The organism is Azospirillum agricola (genome assembly GCF_020005195.1).
Taxonomy (GTDB): domain Bacteria; phylum Pseudomonadota; class Alphaproteobacteria; order Azospirillales; family Azospirillaceae; genus Azospirillum; species Azospirillum agricola.
The window spans coordinates 490,463-511,360 of the sequence record NZ_JAIFZR010000002.1; the positions used below are offsets into that span (position 1 = coordinate 490,463).

Annotated in this window: 20 protein-coding genes; 4 read left to right on the top strand and 16 right to left on the bottom strand. The window is 70.0% G+C overall.

Annotated features, from left to right (window positions below; genetic code table 11):
- Positions 1-8: 8 nt before the first annotated feature.
- The 6 genes from JN22_RS05055 to kduI form a co-directional block, all read right to left on the bottom strand.
- Entirely contained in the window at positions 9-812 is an 804-nt protein-coding gene (locus JN22_RS05055) for a transporter substrate-binding domain-containing protein (protein ID WP_085552870.1), read from the bottom strand.
- Positions 813-875: 63 nt separating this feature from the next.
- Positions 876-1,604, bottom strand: a complete 729-nt coding sequence (locus JN22_RS05060) for an amino acid ABC transporter ATP-binding protein (RefSeq protein ID WP_085552871.1) — start codon at positions 1,602-1,604, stop codon at positions 876-878.
- Positions 1,579-2,241 carry an amino acid ABC transporter permease gene (locus tag JN22_RS05065; RefSeq protein ID WP_085552872.1) on the bottom strand — a complete coding sequence of 221 codons (663 nt, stop codon included), beginning with the start codon at positions 2,239-2,241 and terminating at the stop codon, positions 1,579-1,581. The genes JN22_RS05060 and JN22_RS05065 overlap by 26 nt, the downstream gene beginning before the upstream one ends.
- Before the next feature lie 47 nt (positions 2,242-2,288).
- Positions 2,289-2,972, bottom strand: a complete 684-nt coding sequence (locus JN22_RS05070; RefSeq protein ID WP_085552873.1) for an amino acid ABC transporter permease — start codon at positions 2,970-2,972, stop codon at positions 2,289-2,291.
- 119 nt (positions 2,973-3,091) lie between these two features.
- A complete protein-coding gene (gene kduD / locus JN22_RS05075; RefSeq protein ID WP_085552874.1) occupies positions 3,092-3,856 on the bottom strand; it encodes a 2-dehydro-3-deoxy-D-gluconate 5-dehydrogenase KduD in 765 nt (254 codons plus the stop codon).
- The gene (kduI, locus tag JN22_RS05080) at positions 3,853-4,689 is read right to left on the bottom strand and encodes a 5-dehydro-4-deoxy-D-glucuronate isomerase (RefSeq protein WP_085552875.1); all 837 of its coding nucleotides are present in this window, start codon (positions 4,687-4,689) and stop codon (positions 3,853-3,855) included. Before kduI ends, kduD begins: the two co-directional genes overlap by 4 nt.
- A 258-nt stretch (positions 4,690-4,947) precedes the next feature.
- Between kduI and JN22_RS05085 the strand changes: the two genes are divergently transcribed.
- Both JN22_RS05085 and JN22_RS05090 read left to right on the top strand, forming a co-directional pair.
- On the top strand, positions 4,948-5,874 hold the full coding sequence (locus JN22_RS05085; protein WP_085552876.1) for a MurR/RpiR family transcriptional regulator: 927 nt from the start codon (positions 4,948-4,950) through the stop codon (positions 5,872-5,874).
- A complete protein-coding gene (locus JN22_RS05090) occupies positions 5,871-6,515 on the top strand; it encodes a bifunctional 4-hydroxy-2-oxoglutarate aldolase/2-dehydro-3-deoxy-phosphogluconate aldolase (protein WP_085552877.1) in 645 nt (214 codons plus the stop codon). Before JN22_RS05085 ends, JN22_RS05090 begins: the two co-directional genes overlap by 4 nt.
- Before the next feature lie 74 nt (positions 6,516-6,589).
- On the opposite strand, the gene JN22_RS05095 is transcribed toward JN22_RS05090, so the two are convergent.
- The 8 genes from JN22_RS05095 to JN22_RS05130 all read right to left on the bottom strand — a co-directional run bounded on the left by JN22_RS05095 (position 6,590) and on the right by JN22_RS05130 (position 17,952).
- A complete protein-coding gene (locus tag JN22_RS05095) occupies positions 6,590-7,270 on the bottom strand; it encodes a Fe2+-dependent dioxygenase (RefSeq protein WP_085552878.1) in 681 nt (226 codons plus the stop codon).
- Between the two features lie 110 nt (positions 7,271-7,380).
- Positions 7,381-9,564 carry a TonB-dependent receptor gene (locus JN22_RS05100; protein ID WP_143268150.1) on the bottom strand — a complete coding sequence of 728 codons (2,184 nt, stop codon included), beginning with the start codon at positions 9,562-9,564 and terminating at the stop codon, positions 7,381-7,383.
- A gap of 175 nt (positions 9,565-9,739) precedes the next feature.
- Positions 9,740-10,591: an energy transducer TonB gene (locus JN22_RS05105; RefSeq protein ID WP_085552880.1), complete on the bottom strand. Its 852-nt coding sequence runs from the start codon at positions 10,589-10,591 to the stop codon at positions 9,740-9,742.
- The gene (gene exbD / locus JN22_RS05110; protein WP_085552881.1) at positions 10,588-11,016 is read right to left on the bottom strand and encodes a TonB system transport protein ExbD; all 429 of its coding nucleotides are present in this window, start codon (positions 11,014-11,016) and stop codon (positions 10,588-10,590) included. The genes JN22_RS05105 and exbD overlap by 4 nt, the downstream gene beginning before the upstream one ends.
- Before the next feature lie 6 nt (positions 11,017-11,022).
- Positions 11,023-11,988, bottom strand: coding sequence for a tonB-system energizer ExbB (exbB, locus tag JN22_RS05115; RefSeq protein ID WP_085552882.1), 966 nt, complete (start codon positions 11,986-11,988; stop codon positions 11,023-11,025).
- Between the two features lie 433 nt (positions 11,989-12,421).
- Positions 12,422-15,382: a PAS domain S-box protein gene (locus JN22_RS05120; RefSeq protein WP_085552883.1), complete on the bottom strand. Its 2,961-nt coding sequence runs from the start codon at positions 15,380-15,382 to the stop codon at positions 12,422-12,424.
- A complete protein-coding gene (locus JN22_RS05125) occupies positions 15,382-17,151 on the bottom strand; it encodes a response regulator (protein WP_085552884.1) in 1,770 nt (589 codons plus the stop codon). Before JN22_RS05125 ends, JN22_RS05120 begins: the two co-directional genes overlap by 1 nt.
- 114 nt (positions 17,152-17,265) lie before the next feature.
- Positions 17,266-17,952 (bottom strand): response regulator transcription factor, encoded by a 687-nt coding sequence (locus JN22_RS05130; RefSeq protein WP_085552885.1) that lies wholly within the window; start codon positions 17,950-17,952, stop codon positions 17,266-17,268.
- Between the two features lie 339 nt (positions 17,953-18,291).
- Here JN22_RS05130 and JN22_RS05135 point away from each other — a divergent pair, with 339 nt between their 5' ends.
- Together JN22_RS05135 and JN22_RS05140 are read left to right on the top strand one after the other, a co-directional pair.
- Positions 18,292-18,720 carry a response regulator gene (locus JN22_RS05135; RefSeq protein WP_085552886.1) on the top strand — a complete coding sequence of 143 codons (429 nt, stop codon included), beginning with the start codon at positions 18,292-18,294 and terminating at the stop codon, positions 18,718-18,720.
- Positions 18,717-19,778, top strand: a complete 1,062-nt coding sequence (locus JN22_RS05140; protein ID WP_085552887.1) for an HD domain-containing phosphohydrolase — start codon at positions 18,717-18,719, stop codon at positions 19,776-19,778. The genes JN22_RS05135 and JN22_RS05140 overlap by 4 nt, the downstream gene beginning before the upstream one ends.
- A 16-nt stretch (positions 19,779-19,794) precedes the next feature.
- Here the strand turns inward: JN22_RS05140 and JN22_RS05145 are convergent, their stop codons facing one another.
- Both JN22_RS05145 and JN22_RS05150 read right to left on the bottom strand, forming a co-directional pair.
- Positions 19,795-20,238, bottom strand: a complete 444-nt coding sequence (locus JN22_RS05145; protein WP_085552888.1) for a hypothetical protein — start codon at positions 20,236-20,238, stop codon at positions 19,795-19,797.
- 82 nt (positions 20,239-20,320) lie between these two features.
- The gene (locus JN22_RS05150; RefSeq protein WP_085552889.1) at positions 20,321-20,716 is read right to left on the bottom strand and encodes a hypothetical protein; all 396 of its coding nucleotides are present in this window, start codon (positions 20,714-20,716) and stop codon (positions 20,321-20,323) included.
- Positions 20,717-20,898 lie beyond the last annotated feature (182 nt).

Below are 20,898 nucleotides of genomic sequence, written 5' to 3' on the forward strand. Positions count from 1 at the left end.
GAGAAACCTCACTGCCGGGTCAGCAGATCCTGCGGCAGGTCGCGGTCGTGGAAGGCGGAGAAGATGGCGTTCATCTTGCCGTTCTGGAAGTTGGTCTTGATCCAGGTGTTGACCCACTCCTTCAGCCGGTCCTCGCCCTGCGGCAGGGCGATGCCGAGGTTCAGTTCCTGCTGGACGAACTTCACCTTCAGCGGGCTCTGCGGACGCTTCTCGTTCATCGCGGCCAGCACGGCGGTCTGGGTCGAGACGATGTCGAGCTGGCCCGACACGGCCGCCGTGATCAGCGTCGCGTCGTCCTCGAAGCGCACGACCTCGGCGCCCTTGGCGCCCTTGGTCACCATGCTGTCGTTCACGGTGGCGCGGGTCAGGCCGATCTTCTTGCCGTTCAGGTCGTCGTAGCCCTTGATGGCGTTGTCCTGCGTGCCGGCGACGATGATGTCGAGCGTCGCGTAGGGGATGGTGAAGTCCACCACCTTCTTGCGCTCCGGCGTGATCGCCAGGGTGGCGATCAGCAGGTCGGCCTTGCGGGTCTGGATGGTCGGCACGCGGGCGGCGTTGGTGATCTCGACCAGCTCCAGCTCGACGCCCATGTCCTTGGCGAGCAGCCGCGCGGTCTCGACGTCGGAGCCGGTCGCCTTGACGTCCTTGTCGACGAAGGCGAAGAGCGGAATGCCCATGGCGACGGCGATGCGGATCTTCTTCGCCTTCATGATGTCGTCGAGCTGGTCGGCCTGCGCCGTCACGGGCGCGGCGGCGAGCCACAGGGCGGCGACGGCGGCGGTCGCGGTGGAAAGAAGCGTCTTGATGCGCATGGACCGGTTTCCTCCTCAGGGGTGTTCTTTGCGGGGTTGTTCTTTAAAAGCGGACGGCTCGGATCACAGGCCGTTCGAGATGAAGTCGCGCAGCTCCGGCGTCTTGGGGTCGGCCAGCATGTCGCCGGGGCCGGTCTCCCACACCTTGCCCTGGTGCATGAAGATCACGCGATTGGCGACGCGGCGGGCGAAGGCCATCTCGTGCGTCACCACCACCATGGTCATGCCGCCGCGCGCCAGCGTCTCCATGACGCGCAGCACCTCGCCGGTGAGCTGGGGGTCGAGCGCCGAGGTCACCTCGTCGAACAGCATCACCTTGGGCTGCATGGCCAGCGAGCGGGCGATGGCGACGCGCTGTTGCTGCCCGCCGGAAAGCTGCTCGGGGTAGGCGTCGATCTTCTCGGCCAGCCCGACCCGCTGGAGCGATTCCAGCGCCAGCGCGCGGGCGTCGCGGTTCGCCAGCTTCTTCACCCGGCGGGGCGCCAGCGTGATGTTCTCCTCCACCGTCAAATGCGGGAACAGGTTGTAGCTCTGGAACACCATGCCGACGTCCTGGCGCAGCGCGCGCAGATCGATGGCTTCGTTGTCGATGCGGTGGCCGCAGACCTCCAGCGTGCCGGACTGGATGGTCTCCAGCCGGTTGATGCAGCGCAGCGCCGTGCTCTTGCCGGAGCCGCTGCGGCCGATGATGGCGACGACCTCGCCCTTGGCGATCTCGAAGGACACCCCCTTCAGCACCTCGACGCTGCCGAAGGATTTGTGGATGTCATGCAGCTTGACGACGGCCGACATTGAGCTTCCTCTCAAGCGAACGGCTCCAGCGCGACAGCGGGTAGCACAGGGCGAAATACAGGACGCCCGCGATCCCGAAGACGAGGAACGGCGTGAACAGCGAGTTGTTGACGACCTGCGCGGCGCGGGTCAGCTCGACGAAGCCGACGACCGAGGCGAGCGAGGTGCTTTTCATCACCTGGACCAGGAAGCCCACGGTGGGTGGCGTGGCGATGCGCGCCGCCTGCGGCAGAATGACGTCGACCAGCGTCTGCCAGCGGGTCAGCGCCAGGCATTCCGACGCCTCCCACTGGGTGCGCGGCACCGCCTCGACGCAGCCGCGCCAGATCTCGCCGAGGAAGGCGCTGGAATAGACCATCAGCGACACGCCGGCCGCCAGCAGCGGCGGCAGCTCGATGCCGACCACGCCGAGGCCGAAATAGACGACGAACAGCACGATCAGCAGCGGCGTGCCCTGGATGAGCTGGACATAGACGAAGGAGATCTGCCGCAGGAGGCGCGTGCGCGCGGTGCGCATCAGCATCACGCCGAAGCCGGCGACACCGCCGAGCGCGAAGGCCAGCGCGGACAGCACGACCGTCCACATCATGCCCTGCAACAGGTAGATCAGATGGTTGACGGTGAAGGACCCGCCCATGGTGTTTTCTCCCTTCCGGCCTTGCGTTCGCGGCCTTGATTCCAGCCTTACAGCGGTGTGCCGAGCCGGCGACGGCGCGGGAAGATGGCTTGGCCGAACAGGTGGAAGGCGAATTTCAGCATCATCGCCATGCCGAAATAGAGCACCGCGACGACGATGAAGGTCTCGAAGGAGCGGAAGCTCTCGGACTGGACCGAGTTGGCGACGCCGGTCAGCTCCTCCGCCGAGATCTGCGAGGTGACGGACGAGGACAGCATCATCAGCACGAACTGGCCGCTGAGCGACGGGTAGACCCGCTCCAGCGACGGGCGCAGGATGACGTCCCAGTAGATCTGCGGGGTCGAGAGGCCCAGCGCCTCCGCCGCCTCGATCTGGCCGGGATGGATGGTGTCCATGCCGGCGCGCACGATCTCGGCGGTGTAGGCGCCGACGTTGAAGACCATGGTCAGCACGGCGGCGGCGAAGATCGGCAGCTTCAGCCCGGCGCTCGCCAGACCGAAGAAGATGAAGAAGATCTGGATCAGGTACGGCGTGTTGCGCACGATCTCGACATAGGCGCCGCACAGCGTCGCCAGCCACTTGCGCTTGCCGCGCCGCCCGATGGCGCAGAGCACGCCGATGACGAGGCCGAACACGCAGGCGATGACCGTCATCTCCAGCGTCATCAGCGCGCCGCGCAGGAACTCCGGCCAATACTCCTGGAGACTGGCAAAGTCGAAGTTGTATTTCATGAAAGCGCCTCCCGACTGGCCCGGCTTTGCGCCGGTTGTTCTGTCATCAACGCGTGGGTCCCAAAGGTGCCGTTCAAGCCCCTCTCCCTGGGGGAGAGGGGCTTTGAGCCCATACTGCCTCAGCGCGCCAGCCAGCCGCCGTCGACCGGCAGCACGATGCCGTGCACGTAATCCGCCGCCGCCGAGGCCAGGAACACCGCCGCGCCGCCCAGTTCCTTGGGCTGGCCCCAATGGCCGGCCGGGATGCGGGCGAGGATGTCGGCGCTGCGCTTGGGGTCGGCGCGCAGGGCGGACGTGTTGTTGGTGTCGAAGTAACCCGGCGCGATGGCGTTGACGTTGATGCCCTTGCCGGCCCATTCGCAGGCGAGCAGCCGGGTCAGCCCGGCCAGCCCGCTCTTGCTGGCGGTGTAGGAGGGGATGCGGATCCCGCCCTGGAAGGACAGCATCGACGCGATGTTGATGATCTTGCCGCCGCGCCCCTCGTCGATCATGGCGCGGCCGACCGCCTGGGTCAGGAAGAAGGTCGTCTTCAGGTTGACGTCCATCACCGCGTCCCAGTCGGCCTCGGTGAAGTCCACGGCGTCGGCGCGGCGGATGATGCCGGCGTTGTTGACCAGGATGTCGATCTTCGTGCCGTCGGCGGTCGCCTCCTCCATCAGCGGCGCCACCGCCGCCACGCTCGACAGGTCGGCGCGGATCTCGCGGAAGGGCGCGCCGGTCCCGGCGACCAGCGCCGCCGTCTCGGTCATCGCCGAGCGGCCGACCGCGACGATGCCGGCCCCGGCCTCGGCCAGCGCGACCGCGATCGCCTGCCCCAGCCCGGTGTTGGCGCCGGTGACCATCGCGGTCCTGCCGGTCAGGTCGAACAGGGGATGGGGGCTCATCGCAGGGTCTCCATCGGGATCCAATCCATGTCGGTGTAGTCGACGTTGTCGCCGCCCATGCCCCAGATGAAGGCGTAGTTGCTGGTGCCGACGCCGGAATGGATCGACCAGCTCGGCGAGATCACCACCTCGTCGCTCTTCATCACGATGTGGCGGGTCTCGCTCGGCTCGCCCATCAGGTGGAAGACGCGGGCGTTCTCGGCGAGGTCGAAGTAGAAATACACCTCGCAGCGGCGGCCGTGGCTGTGGACCGGCATGGTGTTCCACATGTTGCCCGGCTCCAGCTGGGTCAGGCCCATGACGAGCTGGCTGGTCTCGCAGACGCCCGGCAGGATGTACTGGTAAATGACCCGCTTGTTGGAGGTCGCGATGTCGCCGAGCGCCATCGACCTGGCCTGCGCCTGGGTGATGACGCGCGTCTCGTAGCGGGCGTGGGCCGGCGTGCTCATCAGGTAGAACTTGGCCGGGCTGTCCGGATCGACGCTCTCGAAGCGGACGTCGACGCTGTCCTTGCCGATGTAGAGGGCGTCGCGGTTGTTCAGGTCGTAGGTCGTACCGTCCACCACCACGCGGCCCGGCGCGCCGATGTTGAAGACGCCCAACTCGCGGCGCGCCAGGAAGGTCGGCGAGCCGATCTCCTTCGGCGCGCTCAGCGCCACCGACTCGGTCGTCGGCAGGACGCCGCCCACCACCACCCGGTCGACGGTGCTGTAGGTCAGCACGATCTCGTTCGGCTGGAAGATGTCTTCCAGCAGGAAATGCCGGCGCAGCGTGTCCGTGTCGTAGCGTTTCGCGTCGTCCGGATGCGGTGCGTAGCGGAGGTCGATCTTCATGCTGTCTCCCTGGGGGCCGTGGTTCCGCCCATCGTTCCGCTCGTCCGGCCGAAGCGCCCGGAAGCGCGGCCGGAGCGGTCGCCTTGGTTCTCGCGCTGGGTGCGCCGTGTCTCGGACCATCAGTAAGATATACTAGTATATCAGTCAAGCGGGATTCTGTGGGACCAACGAACGGTCTGTAGTCTTGCTTCATCGGCGCGTCGACAAGGCCGCTGAAATGTAGTAAAACTACAAAACCAGTTCCCCGGACAGCCGCCCATGCTCGCCACCATCGAAGCCTCCCTCGACCGTCTGCGCCGCGCGGAAATCGCCGTAGCGCGGGTCGTGCTGGCCGCACCCGACGCGGTGCTGGAGGACAGCATCGGCCAGCTTGCCGCCAAGGCCGGGGTCAGCGAGCCGACCGTGCTGCGCTTCTGCCGCGCCGCCGGCTTTTCCGGTTTCCAGGATTTCAAGCTGCGCCTCGCCCAGCATCTGGCGGCCAGCGCCGCGCGGGAGGCGGCGCTGCTGGCGCCGGTCACCCTGGCGCGCGACCTGTCGCCCGGCGACAGCGTCGGCGGAGCGGCGGAGAAAGTGCTGAACCGCGCCATCGACGCGCTGGCCCGCCTGCGCGACAGGCTCGACCCGGCGGCGCTGGAGCGCGCGGCGCGGGCCCTGGTCAAGGCCGGCCGGGTGGAGATCGTCGGCGTCGGCGCCTCGGGCGCGGTGGCGCAGGACGCCCACCACAAGCTGTTCCGGCTGCTGCCTTCGGTCGCCGCCTCGTCCGACGCGCACATCCAGGCGATGGCGGCGGCGACGCTCGGCCCCGGCGACGTGATGCTCGCCGTCTCCAAGACCGGCACCAGCCGCGAGATCCTCGATTCGGCCGCCATCGCCCGCGAGGGCGGTGCGACGCTGGTCGCCATCACCGGGGCGGGCACGCCGCTGGCGGCGCTCTGCGACACGTTGCTGGTCGTCGACGTCGACGAGGACACCGCCGTCCACACGCCGATGGCCTCCCGGCTGGCGCAGCTCGCGCTGATCGACGCGCTGACCGTCTCCGTCGGGCTGCTGTCGCCGCCCGGCCTCAACCAACGCCTGTCCCGCATCAAGGCCGCGCTGCGCGGCCGTCACCGGAGCGGGGGCGCCCAACCGGACGCCCCACAGGACACCCCGCCCGCTCCCCTCCAACTTGAGGATTCCCAATGACCGCCACCACCGACATTCTGGACCAGCTCGTCGCCTACGGCGTGGTCCCCGTCATCCGCAACAGCTCGGCCGATCTGGCGCGCACCGCCGTGGGCTGGCTGCGCGAGGCCGGCTACGGCACCTTCGAGATCACCATGACGACGCCGGGCGCGGTCGGGCTGATCGAGGAGCTGACCGCCGAGGGCGGCGCCCTGATCGGCGCCGGCACGGTGCTGACCGCCGCCGGGGTCGCCGACGTGGTGAAGGCCGGCGCCCGCTACGTGGTGTCGCCCTGCGTGCTGCCCGAGGTCGCCGCCGCCTGCCGCGACCACGGCGTCGCCTGCCTGATGGGCGCGCTCACCCCCAGCGAGGTCCACGCGGCCAGCGTCGCCGGGGCCGACGCGGTGAAGATCTTCCCGGCCTCGACGGTCGGGCCGGCGCACATCAAGGCGCTGAAGTCGGTGTTTCCGGGCATCCGCTTCGTGCCGACCGGCGGCATCGACGCCGGAAACGTGGCGTCCTACGTGGCGGCCGGCGTCGCCTGCGTCGGGGCCGGCGGCAAGCTGGTCGACGAGTCGCTGGTCAAAAAGGGCGACCGCGACGGCATCCTCGCCGCCGGGCGGCAGCTTCTGGACGCCTACCGCGCCGCCAAGGGGGTGTGAGCGGCGGCAACCCGCTCTTCCGACGCTGCTTTGGGACCAGCGGCGATCGGGTGCCGGCGATCAGGTGTCGGCGATCAGGTGTCGGCCCAGTGGCGCAGCAGGTTGTGGTAGAGGCCGGTCAACTGCACCACGCCCGGATGGTCCGGCACGTCGGCGCCGATCTTCTGGATCGCGGTGTCGAGATCGAACAGCATGGTCCGCCGCCCGTCGTCGCGGATCATGCTCTGCATCCAGAAGAAGGAGCAGATCCGGGCGCCGCGCGTCACCGGCTTGACCTGATGCAGGCTGGTCGAGGGGTAGAGCACCAGATCGCCGGCCGGCAGCTTGACCATGTGGACGCCGTAGGTGTCCTCCACCGTCAGCTCGCCGCCGTCATACTCGTCGGGGCCAGTGAGGAACAGGGTGGCCGACAGGTCGGTGCGCACGCGGTGCGCCGTGCCCGGCACCTGCCGGATGGCGTTGTCGACATGCACGCCGAAGGTCTGGCCCCCGGAATAGCGGTTGAACATCGGCGGATAGACCTTCAACGGCAGCGCCGCCGCCATGAACAGCGTGTTGCGCTCCAGCGCCGCGAGGATCACGTCGCCCAACTGGCGGGCCGCCGGATGCTGTTCGGGAATCTGCATGTTGTGTTTCGCCCGCGCCGACTGGTGGCCGGCGGTGACCGCCCCGTCCACCCAATCGGCCTGATCCAGGATGCGGCGCGCCTCGGCGACCTGTTCGGCCGTCAGGACGTTGGGAATGTGCAGAAGCATGCGCGTCTCCGTACCGAAAATGCGGACCTGACGAAGAAGGACGAAGGAAGAAGGGAGGCACCGGGGAAGGCCCCGGTGCCTTGTCCGGATGGATCCTGGACGTCCGCCCGTCAGAACTTCACGCTGGTGGTCAGCAGCGCCGTGCGGCCGGCGCCCGGCACCGCGTGGCCGCCGCCGGCGTGGACACGCTCGATGTAGAACTTGTCGGCCAGATTGTAGATGTTGAGCTGGAGATCGACACCCGGACGGATGGTGTAGGCCGCCATCGCGTCGAACACCGCGTAGTTCGGGATCTTGCCGAGGTTGGCGTCCGACCAGTAGCGGTCGGCGACATACTGCACACCGCCGCCGACCTTCAGGTTCCACGGCAGCTCGTAGGTGCTCCACAGGCTGAAGGTGTGCTTGGGCGTGCTGGCCAGCTCGTTGCCCTTGTTGGCGGCGGTGAAGGTCTCGACGATCTCGCTGGTCTGGTAGGTGTAGCCGCCGAAGACCTGCCACTTGCTGGTCAGATGGCCGGCGACGCCCAGCTCGATCCCGTCCACGCGGCGAACGCCGTTCAGCACCTGCACGGTGCCGCCCGGCAGCGTCTCGCGGGCGTTGGTCTTCTCGGTGCGGAATAGGGCGCCGGTCAGCGACAGCGTGTCGCCCAGCAGGTCCCACTTGGTGCCGACCTCGTAGGTGACGTTCTTCTCCGGCGGGGTGCCGGCGTTCGCCACCGTCAGCGACAGCCCCTCGGCCGACGGGTTGTAGGAGCTGGAGGCGCTGGCGTAGACGCTGGCGTTGGGCACCGGCTTGTAGATCACCGCGCCGCGCCAGCTCACCAGATTGTCGGTGCGGTCGAGGGCCGCCGCCGCCGAGGTGGCGGTCGGAGCGATCTTCGTCTCGGCGTGGAAGCGATCGTAGCGCACGCCGCCGGCCACCTCCCATTGCTCGCCGATCTTGATGGTGTCCATCAGGTAGACGGCGGCGGTGGTGCTGTCGGTCTCGGTCTTGGCACCGGCGGTGCGGGTGCCGGTGTAGCGGGCGAACGGGTTCGGGGTGAACAGCCGGTCGGTGGTCGAGGCGTTGGCCGAGAAGCTGTAGGGCTGGTTGTCGTAGCTTTCCGCCGTCAGCTCGACGCCGGTCACCACCGTGTGGCTGAGCGCGCCGGTGGTGAATTTCAGCGTGACGTCGGTCTGGTTGTCGATCGTCTTCAGCATGGCGTCGCGCGCCGTCGGCACCTTGGTCATGCTGTTGGCGGCGACGTTCGCGGCGCGCGGCACCGAGACGTTGGAGATGCGCCGGGTCTGCGCGGCGCGCAGCGTGTTGCGGACGCTGACGCTGTCGTTGAACTCGTGCTCCAGCCGCGCGGTGCCGATGTCGGTGCGCACGGTCTCGGCGTTCAGATCCTTGAAGCCGTAGTAGTTCTCACGCTTCACGTTCGGCAGCGAGGTCGCGTTGACGACCGGGATGCCGTAGTCCGGGATGTTGTCTTCCTGGAGGTGAAAGTAGCTGAGCGTGAACTTGGTCGGCCCGGTCAGGCCGAAGGTGATCGAGGGGTTGAAGCCCCAGCGGTTGTTCTCCACCACATCGCGCCCGGCGATCCCGGAGGTCTGGCCCATCACGTTCAGCCGGATGGCGGCGTTGTCGAGTCCCAGCGCGGTCAGCGGCTGGTTCAGGTCGGCGGTGATCCGCTTGGTGCGGTCGGTGCCGAGCGCGACCGTGCCGGCGGTGATCGCCTCCTTCTGCGGGGCCTTGGTGACGAGGTTGACGGCGCCGCCGGTGGCTCCCCGGCCCGCCGACGTCGCCGACCCACCCTTGACCACCTCGACCTGCTCCAGGTTGAAGGAATCGCGGCTGTACTGGCCCTGGTCCCGCATCCCGTCGATGAACAGGTCGGTGTTGGCGGCGAAGCCACGGATCTTCAGGTTGTCGCCCTGCGGCCCGCCCCCCTCGCCGGCCGCGATGGTGACGCCCGGAACCGTGCGCAGGACGTCACGCAGCGAATTGGCGCCGCGATCCTCGATCACCTCGCGCGGGATGACGGTGATCGTCTGCGGCGTGTCGAGCAGCGGCTCGGTCGTCTTCGGCGATGAGGCGCGGTCGACCTTGTAGTCGTTCTGCGGCCGGGCGCCCTCGACCGAAATGGCCGGAAGCTGCTGCTGCGGCGCGGCGGCGGGCGCCGCCGTCCGGGCCGCCGTCTGGGCGGCGGCCGGCAGCAGGGAGGCGCAGGACAGCGCCAGCCCGAGAGCGGACGAGGTGGCGACCTGCCGGGAAACCCTCATGGACAGCAGGACGGTGTTGGATGATGACACGTTCAATTCCCCCCAAGGAATCTGCGACATGCGGCTGAATGCAAATCATTCTTAAAATCGCTTAGAAGCTTAAGCAACGCCGAAATGAAAATGATTCTTATTCGCGAACAAATGAAAAAAGCCCCTGTGACCGAATGGTCACAGGGGCTTTGTCCGCCTGTCTTCCCGGAACGGGCTACTTCAGGAAAAACTGAACCGGAACAACAAGCTCGATCCGATCCTGGGTCATCTCCTCGGGCGGTGCCGGGACCGGCGAGGCGCGGCGGACCATCTCCACCGTCTCCTCGTCCAGCACGGCGGTGCCGGAGGTCTTGTCGAGTTGCACCGACAGCACCTTGCCTTCGCGGTCGATGACGAAGCGGACCTGGGCCACGCCCTCCTGGCGGCGGGCCTGGGCCGAACGCGGGTAGCGCTTGTGCCGCTCCAGATGGCCGAGCACCCGGCCCTGCCAGCTCGGAACCGCGCGGCTCGGCGCCATCGACGGGGCGGGGGCCGCCGCGACGGGGGCCGGAGCCGGGGCCGGCGCCGCCGGGGCGACGGGGGCCACCTGCGGCGCGACGCGCGGGGGCGGCGGCTTGGGCGGTTCCTTCTTCGGCTTGGGCGGTTCCTTCTTGGGTTCCGGCTTCGGCTTCGGCGGCTCCGGCGGCGGCTTGGGCAGCACCACCTCGGGCTCGACCACCGGGGGCGGCTCCGGCGGCGGCGGCGGCTCGACGATCGGCTCGGGCGGCGGCGGTTCCGGTTCGGGAGGCGGCGGCTCGGGCGGCGGCGGCTCGACCACCGGCTCGGGCGGCGGGGCCTCCATCGCCGGGGTCGGCTCGGGCGGGGCCACCGGCAACGGCGCCAGCTCCAGCATCACGGCGGGCGGCTCGGCGTCGATCGGCTCCACCGGAACATGCCAAGCCATGAAGGCGATGCCTGCCGCCGCGTGCACGCCGAGCGCCAGCAGGAAGCTTCCGCTCCAGCGGAAGGCCCCCGAGGGTGGCGGTTCCTCGACCAGGAAGGCCGGGTCGATGCTCGACGCGGTCATGGCGCCGACGCCGATTCCAGACCGACCAGCCCGACCTTCAGGTAACCGGCGCCGCGCAGCGCGTTCATGACCTCGGTCAGCGCGCCGTAATCGACCGTCTTGTCGGCGCGCAGGAAGACCCGCGCCGTCTTGTCGCCGTTGGTCGCCGCGTCGAGCGCCGCCCCGAGACCCTCGCGCGTGGTCTTGGTTTCGCCCAGCGACAGGCTCTTGTCGGCCTGGATCGACAGGAACAGCGGCTTGTCCGGACGCGGGGTCGGCGTGGCGGTGGAGGCCGGCAGGTCGACCGGGACGTCCACGGTGGCGAGCGGCGCGGCCACCATGAAGATGATCAGCAGGACGAGAACGACGTCGATGAAGGGCGTGACGTTGATCTCGTGTGTTTCGGTGAGTTCGTCGTCACCGCCGGAACCGAGACGGGCACCCATCGCCGGTCACTCCGCCGCGCTCGACGCGCCGACCGAGCGGGGCAGCGCGTGGCGGTCGATGTCGCGGCTCAGCAGGCGCAGCACGGCGGCCGAGGCGTCGGTGAGCTGGGCCTTGTGCCCGCCGATGGCGCGGGTGCAGGCGTTGTAGACGACGACGGCGGGAATGGCGGCGACCAGGCCGATGGCGGTGGCCAGCAGCGCCTCGGCGATGCCCGGCGCCACGACGGCGAGGTTGGTGGTCTGTGCCTTGGAGATGCCGATGAAGCTGGTCATGATGCCCCACACCGTGCCGAACAGGCCGATGAAGGGGCCGGTCGAGCCGATGGTGGCGAGCATGCCGGTGCCGCGCGCCATGCGGCGGCCGGCGGCGGCCTCGATCCGCTCCAGCCGCGAGGCGGCGCGGTCCATCAGCCCCTCGCGCGACGGCGCGTCGGCCGACAGATGGGTTTCGGCGATGACGGCGCGGACCAGCGTGGCGGCCGTGCCCTGGCTGAAGCCGACCCGTTCCGCCGCCTGGCCGAGCGAGCGCGCGTCCTCCAGCATGGCGAGCGCGGCGCGGGCCTTGCGCTTGGCCGAGGACAGCTCGACGGCCTTGGCGATGGCAATGGTCCAGGTGGCGACCGAGGCCAGCGCCAGGCCGATCATCACCGCCTGCACCACCGGGCTGGCGGCCATGAACATGCCCCAGGCCGTCAGGTCGTGCGGCAGGGTCGCCACCGTGGCGGCGGCAGCGGCGGCCTGCTCGGCGGCGGGAACGACCATGGGGGCGGCCGCGGCGGCGGGAGCCACCGTAGCGGCGGCAGCGGCGGCGGTTGCGGCGGCGTCGAGGGCCGGGACGGCGGGCGTTGCGGCGGGCGCGGCACCGGCGACGGCGGCGCCACCCTCCTGCGCCAGGGCGGCCACGGCGCTCAGCAGCGTGGCGAACCCGGCGAACGCGGCGGCGGCGCGAGGACGGTGAAGCGGTGTCGGCATTGGCGGTCGAACTCCCCCAGAACACAAAGAAGGCGAAATCCCGATGAACCCCAGAGCAAGGCCCCGACCCGCGTTATAGTGCGAATGAGTCTCAGTCGCACTCAAAATCGACCGCCGGCTCGCTTGATTTCTGGCTGTCTCCGCCCCGAAGGAGAATGTTTTTGTTCGTTTTACCAACCATTTACACGGACGGCCCCTGGCGGTGGCGGGCGTGCTTGTTGCAAACGATTTTCAATACCATCAACACGGATGGTTGTCGCGCGGAAAAATGTGACGGCAAAAGGGACACAGGATTGCGCCCGGCACATCCACGCATGCCGAACGAAAGGGGCGCCGGTCGCCGGTTGCGCGAGGATGACGGGGGAGGATGACGGGGCGAGGGGATGGGAGGAAGCAGCCCTCCCCCGCCTCCGGTCCGCCCCACCGGGGCCGTTTAGCCCTGAACCGCCGCGGCCTGCTCGCGCGGGGCCTTCAAAGTGACGTCGAGAAGCTCGTCCAGCGCGGGAGGGCGCGTGACGGCCGCGAGCGTCTTGAACAGGTCGGAGGACACGATCGGCTTGGGCAGATAGGCGGTCATGCCGGCCGCCAGATACTCGTCGCGGTTGCCCGGCATGGCGTTGCCGGTCAGCGCCACCACCGGGATCTCGCGCGCCGCCCCGGGCATGGCGCGGATGTGGCGGGTCGCGGTGATGCCGTCCATCACCGGCATCTGCACGTCCATCAGCACGGCGTCGAACTTCTGCGCCTCGACCGCGCGGACGGCCTGGAGGCCGTCCGTCACGGCGGTGACGCTGTGCCCGGCGCGGCCCAGCATGGCGACCACGATCTCGCGGTTGATCTCGTTGTCCTCGGCGACCAGCAGCCGCAGGCCGCCCGCCGGGGCGGCGGAACCGTGGGGGGGGGCGGCGCGGTCCTCCGCCTCCTCGCCGGCGGCCGACGGGGCCGGACGGCACGCCACGGTGAACCAGAAGGTGCTGCCCTTGCCCTCGGTGCTGACGACGCCGATGCGGCCGTCCATCAGGGCGACCAGTTCCCGGCAGATCGCCAGCCCCAGCCCGGTGCCGCCGAAACGCCGCGTCGTCGAGCTGTCGGCCTGGGTGAAGCGGCGGAACAGGCTGGGCAGGACCGCCTCGGAGATGCCGATGCCGCTGTCCGTCACCTCGAAACGCAGGGGGAAGGAGCCGTCGGGCCTGGGCGCCCCGTCCATCGACACCCGCACCGTAACCCCCCCGCGATGGGTGAATTTCAGGGCGTTGCCGATCAGGTTGACCAGCACCTGGCGGATGCGCCGCATGTCGGCCCGCAGCCGCTGCGGCACCGGCGGCGCCACCTCGGTGGTGAGGGTGAGCCCGCGCCCGGTGGCGGTCGGTTGCAGCAGGTCGATCGTGTCGGCCAGCACGTTGCGCAGTTCGAAATCGACAGGTTCCAGATCCACCTTGCCGGCCTCCAGCTTGGACAGGTCGAGGATGTCGTCGATGATCAGCAGCAGCGCGTTCCCCGATCGGCTGGCGACGTCGAGCATCTGCCGCTGCTCCGCGTCCAGATTGGGGCCGTCGACCAGCGCCAGCGCCCCCAGCACGCCGTTCATCGGCGTGCGGATCTCGTGGCTCATGGTCGCCAGGAACTCGCCCTTCATGCGGTTGGCGAGGTCGGCGGCGTCCCGCGCCCGGCGCAGGCTCGCCTCGATCTCGCGCTGCGCGGTGACGTCGCGGATGGCGCCGGTGAAATACTGCCGGCCACCCTCCCGCCAGCCGGCCAGCGTGACCTCGACCGGGAACTCGCTGCCGTCCTTGCGGCGGCCGACCATGTCGCGCACGCCGGACTTCGGCGGCTCCACCTCGCCTCTGCGGTAGGCCTCCATCAGGCCCTCGTGGATCTCCCCCTCGGCCTCCGGCATCAGCCGGCGCACCGGCCCGCCGACGATCTCGGCGGCGGGATAGCCGTACAGCCGCTCCGCCGCCGGGTTGAAGGCGTTGACGACGCCGTTCTCGTCGACAGTGATGATCGGCTGCTCCACCGCGGCCAGCATGGCGCGATAGCGTGTCTCGCTCGATTGCAGCCGCTCGGCCGCGCGCTCCCGCTCGGTGATGTCGGTGGCCGATCCCCGGTAGCCGATGAAGGCGCCGTCCTCGTCGAACAGCGGGCGGCCGCTGACGCTGATGTGCCGGACACCGATGGAGGTCCGCACCCGGTACTGGAAATCGCGGAACGGCTCGTGCCGCTCCAGCAGCCGGCGGTGCTCCCGCCAGCGGACGTCGTCCCCCGGCTCGCGCAGCGCGATGTCCTCGCGGCGCAGGCCGATGGGCGGCTCCCCCTCCGCCGTGTGCGGCATCAGCGGCCCGATCAGGCAGGAAAAGCGCAGGTCGGCGCCCATCTCCCAGAACCAGTCGGACGCGGTTTCCGCCTGGTCGCGGAAGCGCTGCTCGCTCACCGCCAGCCGGCGGGCGGAGGCGGCCAGCCGGGCGGACTGCCGCGTCGCCAGCGCCGCCAGCCCGAACAGCCCCAGCGTGCAGGCCGCCGAGCCCAGCCAGTAGAGGCGCTGGCGGTTCCGGGTGCCGGCCATGAAGGCGCTCTCGCTGAAACCGGCGGTGACGATCAGAGGGTAGGATTCGAGGGTGCGGTAGGATTGCAGGCGGTGGACGCCGTCGATCACGCTGGTCTCGTGCAGGAAGCCGTTCGGCTGCGTCCGGGCCTGGCGCAGGGTCGCCGTGTCGCCGACGTCGAGCCCCATGATGCGCTCGTTCAGGACCGACCGCGCCCGCAGGATGCCGTCCGTGCCGACGATCTTCACCGAGCCGCCGATCCCGACATCCATCCTCTCCAGCACCCGGCTGAAGTAGAAGGGATCCATCGAAGCGACCATCACCCCGGCGAAGCTGCCGTCGTGTCGGGCCAGGCGGCGAGTCAACTGGATCGCCCAGCGCTTCGACGCCCGGCCGAACACCGGCTTGCCGATGAAGAGGCCGACGTCGGCGTTCTCGGCATGGACGCGGAAATGCTCGCGGTCGCCGACATAGAGGCGGGGCGGCAGGTCCTCCACGCTCGACCGCACCAGCTCGCCCCGCTCGTCGATGATGGAGAGTTGCAGCAGGATCGCGGACCGCTCGGCGGCCCGATTCATCATCTCGCCGGTATGCGGGTCCAGCACGCCACCATGCCTGCTGAAGTCGTCGATCAGGAACAGCATGACCTGATCGGCCTCGGCGACGGCGCGCGTGGTCTGCTCGGCGACGACGCGGGTCAGGTTGCCGGTGTCGCGCTCGGCCCGCGCCATCGCGTCCGCCTCGTCGGTGCGGGAGAGCAGCAGCGCCGCTCCCCACAGCGCGGCGGTCAGGCCAAGCGTCGCCGTCCAGACGGCGATCGAGAAGCCCCGATGCTGGCGTTGGCGTATCATCACGGCCGCTCCAGCACCGGACCGAAGGTGGCGATGGCGCGCGCCAGCGCCACGGCGTCCACCGGACGGGGCAGGAACAGGTCGGCGGGAACCGGCTCGGCCTCCGCCATCCCCTCCGGGGCGCCGCACAGCACGCAGCTCAGGCCGGGGCGCAGGGCCTTAAGCCGGACGATCAGCGCCGGGCCGCTCATTCCCCCGGCCGACGGGCCTGCGACGACGACGTCGAAGCTGGCCGGCTCCTCCATGACGATCTCCAGCGCCTCCCCGGCGCTTTCGCAGACGGCCACCTCGCAGCCCAGCCGCTCCAGGCTGTCCGACAGCCAGTCGCCCATCGCCGGGTTGTCGTCGACCACCAGCACATGGCAGCGCGGGGCAGCGGACGGCTGGTCGGGCCGGACCGTCTCGGCGGCGGGAAGCGGGATGAAGAGGCGGACCACGGTCCCCTCGGTCGGGTGGGTCCAGACGGAAAGCCCGCCGTCGTGCCAGCGGGCGACGGTCAGGGCGGTCGACGGCGCCGCCGCCTCGTGCCGCCGCGCCGCCGCGCGGGCGGAGAGCAGCGGGTCGAAGGCGGCAAGCAGATCGGCCATCGGACGGGGCGTCCCGCCGCTGCGCAGCTCGAACATCGCGTGCGGACGGCGCCGGGGAACCAGCGGGGTTTCGACCCGCCAGCCGTGCGGCGCCGCCGAGGCGTCGAGGTCCCCGCTCCACAGCGCCGCGCGGAAACCCAGCCGGGGCTCAACCAGACCGCGGATCTCGGTGCCGGCGGCGGCCAGGCACCGCGCCAGCAGGCCCGCATGGCCGGGGAAGGCCGGCAGTTCCGGTTCATCGCGCACCGACAGCGCCGCACCCGCCGGCAGCGCGGCCCGCAGCCGCGCGGCGGCGTCGTTCAGGATCTGGCTGGCGGTGACCGGCCGGAACTCCGGCGGGGCGCCGCGCGCGCCGGCCAGGATCTGGCGCATCAACGTCTTGCTGCGGTCGACGGCGCGCAGGATGCGGGCGGCGTAATCGGCCTGCGGACTGTCGGCCGGCAGGTCGGTCGCCAGGAAATCGGCGTAGCCGGCGACCGCGCCCAGCCCGTTGTTGACGTCGTGGACGATGGCGGCGGCCAGCCCGGCCATCGCGTCCATGCCGTCGGTCTGCGCGGTGCGCAACCGGTCGAGCAGCGGGTCGCGGCCGATGATCAGGGCGCCGCCGCCCGGCAGCGCCCGGCGTTCGGGAACCAGCGGGGCGGGCCAGACGACGCCGTCGTCCCAGCGGCTGTCCGGCACGGCGGCGGCCCCCAGCGCCGCCGACGCCGCCCGGTTGGCGGCGACCACCCAACCGTCCGGGCCGAGCAGAACCACCGCGTCCGTCATCGCGTCGAGCAGGACCTGCCGGTCGGCGGCATGCCCGGCCGCCCCGCCCGGCCGTTCTGGCTCCTCCTCCAGGCCGGCATCGCCGAGGGCGTCCCCGCCCAACCCGTCCGGATCGAGCGAATCGTCGCGGGAGGCGTCCTCCCGCCACGCCGCCGCGGCCAGCGCGCGCCGGTGCTCGTGGCCGAGCCACCCCAGCTCCGCCCGCGCCCGGACGGCGACCAGAAGGGCACCGGCGGTCAGGCCGGCGGCGGCGGCAAGCAGGACCACCACCGTGCCGTCTCCCTCGAACGGCGGCATCAGCCACAGGGCGGCGGCACCGGCGGCGGCGGCCAGAAGCGGCGGCACCGCGATCGCCCACCCCCATCCACGCGCCGGATGAGCCTGGGAACGGTCGGTCGGTGGCGTGGCGGTCATGATCACTCGTCGATTGTGGCCGTGGAAAAGCGCCGGCCGGCGGCCTGACCGGGGAATAGTAACGCGCGCACCGGCCAGCCCCGCCTCAGGGCCGACCCGTATGCACAGGTTCCCTCAGGGCGACGCGGGGCTCAGGCCATGGCTCAGCAGCCCGGCCTCCTGGGCGCGGCGGACGGCGTCGGTGCGGTTGCGGGCGCCCAGCTTGCGCAGGATCCGCCGCGTGTGCAGCTTCACCGTCACCTCCTGAAGGCTCAGCCGCCGCCCGATCTCCTTGTTGGTGGCGCCGGTCGCCAGCATGCACAGGACCTGCTGTTCACGCTCCGTCAGCGGCGCGGAGAGAGCGCCGTCGCCGTCCGCCGCGCCGTCCGCCGCGTCGTCGCCGTCGTCGAGATCGGCCGACAGCTCGCTGATGTGCAGCAGATCCATCGCGACGCTGCGGGGGATGAAGCTGCCGCCCTCGGCAACCAGGCGCAGGGCCTGGGCCAGCACGCGCCGCGGCGTGGTCTTGGGCAGGAATCCGTCGGCGCCGCAGCGCAGCACCTCCAGCGCCGTCTCGGGATCCTCGGCGCCGGTGACGACCGCCACCGGCCCCTCGACGCCGGCCCGCCGCAGCAGGGTCAGCGGGTCCGTGCCCTCGACGCCGGGCATCCGCCAGTCGAGGACGATGAGATCGAACCACCCGGCCGTCAGACCGTCCAGCGACCCGACGGACAGCACGTCGGCATCCGCCCAGGCCTGACGGATGGACAGCTCCAGGGCATCGCGAAACAGCGGGTGGTCGTCGGCCACCAGAATTCTCATCCACCGCCTCCGCCCGGCCGGCACCCGGTCTTGGGACCTTGCGGGAAATCATAGCATCGAAGCAGGATATTCGCGTCAAAATGTTAAGTTTCGGTGATGAACGCCTTTCGGGCGGATCGTTGGCCGGGCCGGGATAGTATCCCCGGTATCCCATTTCCCGACGGCGCTATCCCACGCCACCGCCGCGGCAAGCCCAGCCAATCGTTATTCTTATGCCCATGGAACAAGGGCGGCCCCCAACCTCCGTGCGGCAGCGGCGGGATGGGGGGCGCCATGGGGCAACGCCGCCGGCCTGAGCAAAAAAGCGGACACACGCGAAGGACCGCAAGGACGCGCGCCATGGAAATGACCCTCTACGAGCTCCGCCCCGCGGCCAAGACCGGCCGCGTTCTGCTGGTCGACGACGACCCCGACTTCCGGGGCATGGTCGGCGTCGCCTTCACCCGCGCCGGCTTCACCGTGCGCGAGGCGGAGAACGGCAACGATGCGCTGGCGATCCTGCGCGACTCCGAGATCGACCTGATCGTGACCGACATCATCATGCCGGAAGCCGACGGCTACGAGGTGATCCTGGGGCTGAACACCCTTCCCGCCCGCCCGCCGCTGATCGCGGTGTCGGGCGGCAGCGTCCGGCTGCGGATGGAGCTGCCGACCATGGCCTGCCTGCTGGGGGCCGACGCCGCCTTCGAGAAGCCCGTCAATCTCGCCGCCCTGCTGGCGGAAGCCGCCCGCCTGATCGGGGAGCGGCGCAAGGGGGCGGCGCCATGAACGTCCTGATCGTGGATGACGATCGCACCAACCTGCTGATCCTGGCCACCCTGGTGCGGCGGCTCGACGACGCCGAGCCGGTGACGATGGACAACCCGTTCGACGCCGTCGCCTGGCTGCGCGACAACAGCCCGGACCTGATCCTGCTCGACCAGATGATGCCCGGCATGGACGGCCTGACCCTGCTGCGGCGCATCCGCGCCGACTCGCGGCTCGACACGGTCCCGGTCGTGATGATCACCGCCGACATCGCCACCGGGATCCGGCTTCAGGCGCTGGAGGAGGGCTGCAACGACTTCCTGACCAAGCCGATCCTCGTGCCGGAGGTCCAGGCCCGGATGCGCAACCTGCTGGCCTTGCGGCAGAGCCGGATCCTGCTGCGCGACCGCGCGGCCCTGCTGTCGGCCGAGGTGGAGCGGGTGACCGCCGCCCTGCAACGCCAGGGCGAGGAGCTGGTCCACCGCCTGTCCTGCGCCGCCGAATACCGCGACCCGGAAACCGGCGCCCATCTTGAACGCATGTCCCGCTATTCCCGGATCATCGCCGAGACCGCCGGCTACGATGGCGACTTCGCCGCCCAGCTGATGGCCGCCGCCCCGATGCACGACGTCGGCAAGATCGGCATTCCCGACATGATCCTGCTGAAGCCCGGCCGGCTGACACCCGAGGAGATGACGGTGATGCGCCAGCACACCACCATCGGGCACGGCATCCTGGCCGGCAGCGACATCCCGCTGATGCGGCTGGCGGCGGAGATCGCGCTGACCCATCACGAGAGGTACGACGGCAACGGCTACCCCAACGGCCAAGCGGGCGACGACATTCCGGTGAGCGGCCGCATCGTCGCCATCGCCGACGTCTTCGACGCGCTGACCAGCACGCGCCCCTACAAGCCCGCCTGGTCGCTGGCGAAGGCGCGCTCCCATATGCAGAAGGCGGGCGGGCAGCATTTCGACCCGGTCTATCTGGACGCCTTCCTGTCGAGCTGGGACCAGGTCTGCGAGATCTGCGAAACCTTCGCCGACAAGCAGGTCGAGCCGTCCCTCGACGAGGTGTGACCGGCGGGAGGGACCGTCAGTTGACGATGCGCCAGGTCCCGTCGGCCATCAGGCAGGCGGTGCCGAAGCTGGCCTGCGGCCGCCCGTCGATCATCACCGTGCTCTGGTATTCCCGGCATTGCAGGCCCTCGGCCGAACGGTAGACCGGCCCGGCCGGGTCAGCGGGCACCGGCGGCGCGTAGACCACAGCGGGCGGGCGCTGGTAGACGACCACGGGCGGGGGCGGGGCGTACATCACCACCGGCGGCGGCGCGTAGTAGCGCGGGGCGGGGTAATGGCGGGGGCCATAGCCGTAGCCGTAGCCGTATCCCGGAAAGACCGGGGCGACGCCGATCCCAACGCCGACCGACACCGACGAGCCGCCGCGCGCGGCGGCGTCACCGGGGGCTGCCGCCACCGCCGCCAGAACGGCCACCGCCCCCAGGGCACCCAAGGCCAACACCCGCCGCACCGCCGTCATGATCCGTCTCCCGACCGCATGCCGGCGGTCACGTTCGAACCCAGCATACACCCGGACCGGCGCGCGCGGGAGAGGGAACCGCTCAGATGTCGAGCGGCAGGTTATCGGGGTCGAAGCCGAGCTGCTCGACGATGGCGCGGGCGAGCGGCAGGCTGGTCTCGAACCGCCATTCGCGACGGCCGGGCAGATATTCGGACACGTTGGGACGGCCGTTGGCGAAACGGCGCGGATTCATCTCGTACCAGTAGATGTCGTTCAGCGGAACGCCCTGCTCGGCGGCGTAGACCTCGGCGATGCGCGGCCAATCATTCACGGCCGCCTGGGGCGCGCCGACCGTCTTGGCGATGTCGGTCTGCTCCAGGAAGGCGACGATGCGCTTTCCCTCGCGCTCGAAGTCGGCGACTCGGATGGCGGCGGGCGCCTTCCCTTCACGCTGGTAGGTCCATTCGCGGTTCTTTTCGACCAAGGCCTTGTCCACGGCTGATGCTCCGGTTTGCTCTTTGGAAGGCTAGCCGACCGGCCGGCCCTCGCCAACTGTTCCGTGGCCTTATCCCGGAAAGTCGTTGGAGACTCGGTGGTTTTTGACCGGCGGGACAGACCGCCGGTTACAAAAGCACGCCGTCTGTGCATTGTATACGGGAAATTCCCGCCGTCCGCAGG

Bases quoted from the DNA above. Each gene is read 5' to 3' on its own strand.
- JN22_RS05055 (WP_085552870.1), bottom strand. From the start codon at position 812: ATGCGCATCAAGACGCTTCTTTCCACCGCGACCGCCGCCGTCGCCGCC.
- JN22_RS05060 (WP_085552871.1), bottom strand. From the start codon at position 1,604: ATGTCGGCCGTCGTCAAGCTGCATGACATCCACAAATCCTTCGGCAGC.
- JN22_RS05065 (WP_085552872.1), bottom strand. From the start codon at position 2,241: ATGGGCGGGTCCTTCACCGTCAACCATCTGATCTACCTGTTGCAGGGC.
- JN22_RS05070 (WP_085552873.1), bottom strand. From the start codon at position 2,972: ATGAAATACAACTTCGACTTTGCCAGTCTCCAGGAGTATTGGCCGGAG.
- kduD (WP_085552874.1), bottom strand. From the start codon at position 3,856: ATGAGCCCCCATCCCCTGTTCGACCTGACCGGCAGGACCGCGATGGTC.
- kduI (WP_085552875.1), bottom strand. From the start codon at position 4,689: ATGAAGATCGACCTCCGCTACGCACCGCATCCGGACGACGCGAAACGC.
- JN22_RS05085 (WP_085552876.1), top strand. From the start codon at position 4,948: ATGCTCGCCACCATCGAAGCCTCCCTCGACCGTCTGCGCCGCGCGGAA.
- JN22_RS05090 (WP_085552877.1), top strand. From the start codon at position 5,871: ATGACCGCCACCACCGACATTCTGGACCAGCTCGTCGCCTACGGCGTG.
- JN22_RS05095 (WP_085552878.1), bottom strand. From the start codon at position 7,270: ATGCTTCTGCACATTCCCAACGTCCTGACGGCCGAACAGGTCGCCGAG.
- JN22_RS05105 (WP_085552880.1), bottom strand. From the start codon at position 10,591: ATGACCGCGTCGAGCATCGACCCGGCCTTCCTGGTCGAGGAACCGCCA.
- exbD (WP_085552881.1), bottom strand. From the start codon at position 11,016: ATGGGTGCCCGTCTCGGTTCCGGCGGTGACGACGAACTCACCGAAACA.
- exbB (WP_085552882.1), bottom strand. From the start codon at position 11,988: ATGCCGACACCGCTTCACCGTCCTCGCGCCGCCGCCGCGTTCGCCGGG.
- JN22_RS05120 (WP_085552883.1), bottom strand. From the start codon at position 15,382: ATGATACGCCAACGCCAGCATCGGGGCTTCTCGATCGCCGTCTGGACG.
- JN22_RS05125 (WP_085552884.1), bottom strand. From the start codon at position 17,151: ATGACCGCCACGCCACCGACCGACCGTTCCCAGGCTCATCCGGCGCGT.
- JN22_RS05130 (WP_085552885.1), bottom strand. From the start codon at position 17,952: ATGAGAATTCTGGTGGCCGACGACCACCCGCTGTTTCGCGATGCCCTG.
- JN22_RS05135 (WP_085552886.1), top strand. From the start codon at position 18,292: ATGGAAATGACCCTCTACGAGCTCCGCCCCGCGGCCAAGACCGGCCGC.
- JN22_RS05140 (WP_085552887.1), top strand. From the start codon at position 18,717: ATGAACGTCCTGATCGTGGATGACGATCGCACCAACCTGCTGATCCTG.
- JN22_RS05145 (WP_085552888.1), bottom strand. From the start codon at position 20,238: ATGACGGCGGTGCGGCGGGTGTTGGCCTTGGGTGCCCTGGGGGCGGTG.